General features: G+C 56.5%; 5 protein-coding genes. 2 read left to right on the top strand and 3 right to left on the bottom strand.

The genetic code is table 11. The features are described 5' to 3' along the window. Window positions 1-368 precede the first annotated feature (368 nt). Window positions 369-557, top strand: coding sequence for a hypothetical protein (locus CF137_RS14770; protein WP_042021814.1), 189 nt, complete (start codon window positions 369-371; stop codon window positions 555-557). A gap of 180 nt (window positions 558-737) precedes the next feature. Here the strand turns inward: CF137_RS14770 and CF137_RS14765 are convergent, their stop codons facing one another. The 3 genes from CF137_RS14765 to CF137_RS14750 form a co-directional block, all read right to left on the bottom strand. Further along, on the bottom strand, window positions 738-2,039 hold the full coding sequence (locus CF137_RS14765; RefSeq protein ID WP_240038554.1) for a sensor domain-containing diguanylate cyclase: 1,302 nt from the start codon (window positions 2,037-2,039) through the stop codon (window positions 738-740). A gap of 233 nt (window positions 2,040-2,272) precedes the next feature. Then, entirely contained in the window at window positions 2,273-2,476 is a 204-nt protein-coding gene (locus CF137_RS14760; RefSeq protein ID WP_042021824.1) for a hypothetical protein, read from the bottom strand. Between the two features lie 668 nt (window positions 2,477-3,144). Next, window positions 3,145-4,386, bottom strand: coding sequence for a lipase family alpha/beta hydrolase (locus tag CF137_RS14750; protein ID WP_139719909.1), 1,242 nt, complete (start codon window positions 4,384-4,386; stop codon window positions 3,145-3,147). Between the two features lie 222 nt (window positions 4,387-4,608). On the opposite strand from CF137_RS14750, the gene CF137_RS14745 reads away from it, so the two are divergent. Then, window positions 4,609-5,595, top strand: a complete 987-nt coding sequence (locus tag CF137_RS14745; RefSeq protein WP_139719906.1) for a Wadjet anti-phage system protein JetD domain-containing protein — start codon at window positions 4,609-4,611, stop codon at window positions 5,593-5,595. Window positions 5,596-6,000: the final 405 nt, after the last annotated feature.

The following is a 6,000-nucleotide window of genomic DNA, read 5'->3' as shown; positions in this document are numbered from 1 at the left end:
AGTCGTCTTCTGAAAATGACACAGATTCTGACGCCTGGCTGCTCCTGATCCTGAGATAAGCAAGGTGCGAGTCGCATTTTGCAATGAAAGACGCGGGGAAAAGCAAGAGTGGCAAGCTGTTGACGGCGGGCGGTCAAGGGGTGGTGAGGGTGGTGGTGCTCTGCCCTCCGATATGGCCCGCAAGTGGTTGATAAATCGCTATAGCCCCATTGGATGTTGGCCGATAAGAGATCACGGCAAGCATTTTGCTTTGATCGGATGACAGGCAGAGGGTGAACGGGTCGGCAGGGGCAGAGGAAGTGGGACAGCCCCGTGAGACCTGAAATGGATGTGTTCACCCGAGGTCACCTGATCAATAAGGGGGAGATATGTCAATGTTACCGAGCTGGATCACCCCGGCCATCCAGGCCGACATCATCACGGTGCAGCAGGCCGAACGTCTGCTCTCATCGCTCTACCAACCTCTTGCCGAACAGGGGGAGGAGCTACCCGCCGATATCGCCGACATCAGCCTCAAACTCTACTGCTTCCGCCAGCAGAGCCGGGTGCGCCACTAAGGCTAAAAATAGAACACCCCGCGCCAGGCACGGGGTGTTGCCACTGATGTATCACATATGTATCACAGCCTCAGCTGGCCCATCAGGCCATCATCACTTGCACTACTCGCATCCATTGGTAACGCAGGGCTCCATGGCTCAGTGATGGGGGTTAATCGACGGGATAAGATAAACGCACACTTAGCTTGGTGCGCACACCACGCAATTGCGGCCAGCCTGTTTGGCTTGATAGAGCATCTGGTCGGCGCGGGCGTAGAGGCTTTCCAGCAATTCGCCCTCACTATTTTCCACCAACCCGGCGCTGATGGTGATGATGAGTTCATCGCCATCGTGCAGGGCTAACGGGCTTTGCATCACCTGTTGGCACAGCCGTTCGGCCATCGATGAGGCCGCCGACAACCTGGTGTTGGGTAGCCAAATGGCAAACTCGTCGCCGCCGATGCGGGCTAACACATCTTCGCTGCGCAGTACCGATTGCATGACCTTGCCAAGGTGGGTCAACGCCCGATCTCCCAGCGGGTGACCATAGCGATCGTTGATGCACTTGAACTGATCCACGTCCAGTACCATCAGTACCGATTTGAGGTGGTGGCGGGCATTTAAACTCAGGTTCTTTTCGCATACCTCAAAGAAGAAACGGCGATTATAGAGACCGGTGAGGCTATCTTGCACCGACTGCTGATGCAGTTGTTCCTTCAGTTGATGCAGCTCGGTGATATCGGAGGAGATACCGATCAGGGTCGGGGTGCCATCGGCCAGTAAAAAGGGCACCTTGACGGACCAGTAGTAGTGCTGATTGCCCTCAACATTGGTCAATAACTCTTCCCCGGCTTGCAGCTCGCCGGTTTCGAAAACCCGGTTGTCCAGCTGCCACAGCTGGCAGGCGCTGGCCGCAGGGATCACCTCGTCATCGCGGCGGTTGATGATCTGCTCGGCAGGCAAGCCAAGCAGTTCGGCGACCTTCTGATTGACATAAAGAAAGCGGTGCTGGCTGTCTTTCATGTAGATATGGGCATCCACGTTGGCGAGGATGATTTCCAGCAATTGATGCTGCTCTGCCAGATGGGCCTCGATCCGCTTCTTTTCGGTGATATCGGTAGAGATACCGCACAGGCCAATCAGTGCGCCATCCCTGCCATACATGGGCTTTTTTACGCTCCAGTAGATGCGTTTCTCACCGGTCTCCTTGAGGTAGTTGATCTCCTCCTGACAAATCTCGATCTGCTGTGCCAGTACCTGACGATCATGACGTTGCAGGGTATCCGAGTGGTCGAGGTCAAAAAAAGCACTGTCATCCTGGCCCTGCAGCTCGGCCAGGGTGCAACCAAAGAGATCCAGCACGGCCTGATTGGCATAGACGTAGCGGCCATCCAGATCTTTGGTGAAGAGATAGGCACCGATCTCGTTGAAGATCGATTTGAGGTGATCCAGCTCATATTCTAATCGGGTGGATAAGGGGGCATCCTTCATGGGGTTGGCCATCCTTGGTCATTACAATGCGAGCGTTGTATACAGATGCAATGGGTATCAACTGCTTTAAATTAAGCACGGATCCCGAGATCATTCCCGATTATTCCCGCAGGATCAGCGCCATATCACAAAACGCCGGTTGTGGGTGACATGGCGGAATTTATACGAGCCCTTTGTGAAGGCAGCCAGCACCTGTGGCGCCGGGTGAGCGGCCATTATTGACGGGATCGACCGGATCGATGTGGTTACCCCTGCGGTATTCTGACCCCTTTATCAAGATAGAGGCTGCTGTAGTGGGAGCGATGGGTGACGAACATCACCTGATGACGGCTACCGTCGGAGAGGATAATAAAGTCGCCCGTCATGGCGGGGCTCTGCAGGGTGATCTCCTGCTCCGGGGTGGTCAGGCGATCGACATCTTCTTTGAAGGTGAGGGTGTAAGAGTACATATGGCGCTCCACTGCTGGCTCATATCAAACACTCTGTTGAAGGTAGCTGCTGGCAAGGCCATACGCGGCGCCCGAATGGCGCCGTTAGATCAAAAAGCAGGAAAATCGGGTTGAACCGGGGTGTTGGGGGGTAGCCGCAACCTGGTTAACCCAGGTCGCTGATGTGCAAAACCGCCAGCTTAAGGTGGCCAACATATCGGGCTCACTTCAAGCTGGCGGTTTTTCTTACTCAGGTATGTTCAAGCCGCTATTTCAGGGCCTTTTTCAGTTTCTTGATCTTGCCTTCATGTTTGGCAATTTTCTCAAGACGTGCGGCGATCTTCTTCTTGATCTCTTTTTTGTTCACTTTGGCCATCGGCGGCGCTCCTTTGCTATGGGGACACACAAGGTGTCATGGTGGTCTGTCCTTCGACAACCCAGCCTGCCACAGGTGCCCGTTATGGGCCAGCACTCTGTTGTATTAATAGACAGTTTTCGCTGGTGACGACGATATACCAGGTCGTCGAAAATTCAGCTACCTCAGTGACAATGCGGTGGGCAGATCTGCAGGCAGGCATGGTACTTTTCGGTGTTGCGTCCACCGGTTGCCACATTCACGATGCCATGACCGTCGCCCCATGGCGGACGAATAAGCAGTGTCGCCGCCCCCCTTGTTGGTAGGCCAACCCTTATGCCTTATGGGGGGTAAGCCATTGCAGCAGTTGTTGGCCCACTTGCGGGCTGGCGAGCAGGGCCATATGGCTGGTGCGATAGGCAATCATGGTATGAGAAGGGGGGAAGGCCAGTTGGTGGCGAGCCTCGTTATGCTGGCCGAGGGCGCTACGCAAAGGAACCAGCCCATCGCCAATCAATCTGTCTGCCAGCAGACTGCGTTTGGCGGCGGTGGTGGCCGCGATGGCAAAGCAGTTCACCCCGGCAGGCAGGGGCAGTGGCGTGCGCGGATCCCGCAAGTGCGTGGGGTGGTCGGGCGCTGCGAGCGGCTCGATCACCTTGCCGTGGCGCAGATCCTTGATCCCGATGCTGCGCACCCTTGCTAGCCGGACAAAGGGCTCTGTGTAAGTGGTAGTGGGCAACAGTTGCTCTAGCCAATGGCCTGCATGTTCCAGCGGCGCACCATGGTGGGGGGTACCGATAAAGAGCAGGTTGCGCAGGTGTGCGGGCCAGGTGAGATCACCGTGGCTGGCATAATGACAAGCGCTGCGGGCAACCAGTCCCCCCATGCTGTAGCCCAGCACGTTGATCTCCTTGAGTTGCCCCGGCCAGTGGCTGGTCAACTGTTCCAGCAACAGGGCCAGCTGTTGGCCATTTTGGGCAATGGGCAGCCCCGAGTTGTAGCGCAGATAGAGGGGCACATAACCCAGGGTATTAGCCAGATTTTCCCCATGATTGACGGGCTGGTCCTGATCGCGGGTTTGCCACTGCAGATCATTCATGCACAGGCCATGCACCATCAACAGTACCCGTCCTTCGGGGGGAAGATCTGCGGGCATAGCCTGCCAATCAAGAGGTTTGCCTTGATAGCGCAGGGTCATGGGGGTGGCGAGGGCGTTGTCGCTCTCGACCAGCTTGTCCCCCATTATCCCGTTGAGGGTAGCGATCAGGGCGGCGCGTTTGGGGGTCTCGGGAATGTGGTGCAACGGCGGGGTCGGCGGCAGGTGCGTCAGCAGCCCATTAATGCCATGGCTCAAGGTGTTGGCCGCCCCATGCACACCCTTGTAAACCAGCCCGGTGATCCCCGCTGTCTTCCCTTTGTCCCGCCCCTTAAACCCCATGCCGCTCAATATCGCTTGATGCACAGCTTCGGTCATCTGTACTGCGGCGGGCAGGGCCAGGGTGAGCAACTGCGCCAGCTCGCGGAGATCTGAAACATGCCACGAGGAGGGTTGTGGTTTGTCTGTCGACTGGGTCATGGGCAGCCCTTTTGAAAGTCCAAATGAAGGTATCGGCCAGTACCCCTGCCAGATGGTGGCCATGTGATGTGCATCTCAGTGAGCTTGCGCCGTTTGTGGCGGGTTTACCAGTATCGGGCCGGGCATGGTGGGGCTGATGAGAACCGCTTGCGAAGCCGGTCACGGTAATGACAGGGAAAATCACCTCTACTTCGTCATATGAAGCCATGTGGGGAGGTGAGGATGTCGCTGTTTGATGAAGTCCGGGTACAGGAACTGTGTGCACGGTTGCTCGATAGCCAGAACGAGAAGGGCTGCTCCCTTGAGAGCAGGCATGGTAGGGAGTTGAAAGATCTGTTGCAGGCGGTTGACGGAGTAAAGCCGGTTAGGCTTGGTGCCCGTTGTGTGCTGACCGAGGCGGGACGTGCGTATCTGATCGGGCAGCTGGCGCAGCTACCGCCCCCCGCACCGGACAAGGGGGAGCAGTTGCAAAGCTTGGGGATAGCGTTGCCGTCACGGCTCAATCAGGCCAGCTTTCATGCGCTCTGGCACGGGGATAGCAAGCATCCGCGCGTCGGGGAGAACGCCAACCCACAGTGTGCGAACATGACCTTGACGCAGGATGAGGTGATCCGTCTGCGCACGCTTGATCCGCTCTCCTTGGTCGATCAGCACGGCCAGCCGCAGGATATGACGGCGGTGATAACGTTACTGGGTGAGCTGGCCTTGCCTGAGCGGGCGCTGGCCACCCTGGCGGCCATCTGGTGGCAAGGGCATCAGGTCATCACGGTGGAGAACAAGGGCGCCTTTGTTGACTACCCGCTCCAGCCCGGGCAACTGCTGCTGTTTGCCCCCGGGCGCAATACCACCCTTGCCAAGCGGTTTATCCCGCTATTGCCGCAGGGGGTGCAGTGGGCTCACTTTGGCGATCTCGATCAACGGGGTATTGATATCGCCATCGAGCTGGCGCGCGACCTTGATCGCCCCGCGCTGCTCTGGCTACCTTGCGAGCTACAGCCCTATCTGGGTCATTACGCCCGGCCTGTGGGCTCCTTCACCGCTGGCAGTGGCAAGATCCCCTGGCGTGCGCTGCCGTTGACTGAGGATGAAGGGGGAACGGAAGCGCTCCCCTGGCTGGATGCGCTGAGGCGTCAGGCCCGGTGGCTCGAGCAGGAGGTATTGATCACCGCGTCAGCTTGGCGGTGCTGGCCATTGGCAAGGTCGAGTTGAACTCATCAGGGCGTCACTCATCTGCAAAATAGTGGTGATGCTATCGTTATGTCAGAGCGAACCTTCGGGTGGCTACTATTTTCATCTTGCCATGATGGGGGAGGTATAAATATTCCAGCATGGCCATTGAATAAGAGCTTTTATCATTATCGTGGTGTATTTATGCCCATTTACGTGTTGGTTAATTACGTGAGGTGACGTTAAGGTAAATATTGTGCTGTTTAACAATGTAATTTGTATATTAACGAACAACTCATCAACAATGGCGACATTGCCAATATGTTAATGGCGCGGTGCCGACGTTTTTGGGAACGCCTTTTGAGTGTGAATCACCATTCATGTTTGTGCGTAAACATCGCCCTGTGCGAAAATTTTCCCATCGGATAAGCAGAGCGGTTGTAGGGG

Origin of the sequence: Aeromonas sobria, assembly GCF_006243315.1 — a bacterium.
Taxonomy (GTDB): Bacteria; Pseudomonadota; Gammaproteobacteria; order Enterobacterales; family Aeromonadaceae; genus Aeromonas; species Aeromonas sobria_A.
This window is presented reverse-complemented; position numbering and strand designations above follow the sequence as displayed.

Bases quoted from the DNA above. Each gene is read 5' to 3' on its own strand.
- CF137_RS14765 (WP_240038554.1), bottom strand. From the start codon at position 2,039: ATGGCCAACCCCATGAAGGATGCCCCCTTATCCACCCGATTAGAATAT.
- CF137_RS14745 (WP_139719906.1), top strand. From the start codon at position 4,609: ATGTCGCTGTTTGATGAAGTCCGGGTACAGGAACTGTGTGCACGGTTG.
- CF137_RS14760 (WP_042021824.1), bottom strand. From the start codon at position 2,476: ATGTACTCTTACACCCTCACCTTCAAAGAAGATGTCGATCGCCTGACC.
- CF137_RS14770 (WP_042021814.1), top strand. From the start codon at position 369: ATGTCAATGTTACCGAGCTGGATCACCCCGGCCATCCAGGCCGACATC.
- CF137_RS14750 (WP_139719909.1), bottom strand. From the start codon at position 4,386: ATGACCCAGTCGACAGACAAACCACAACCCTCCTCGTGGCATGTTTCA.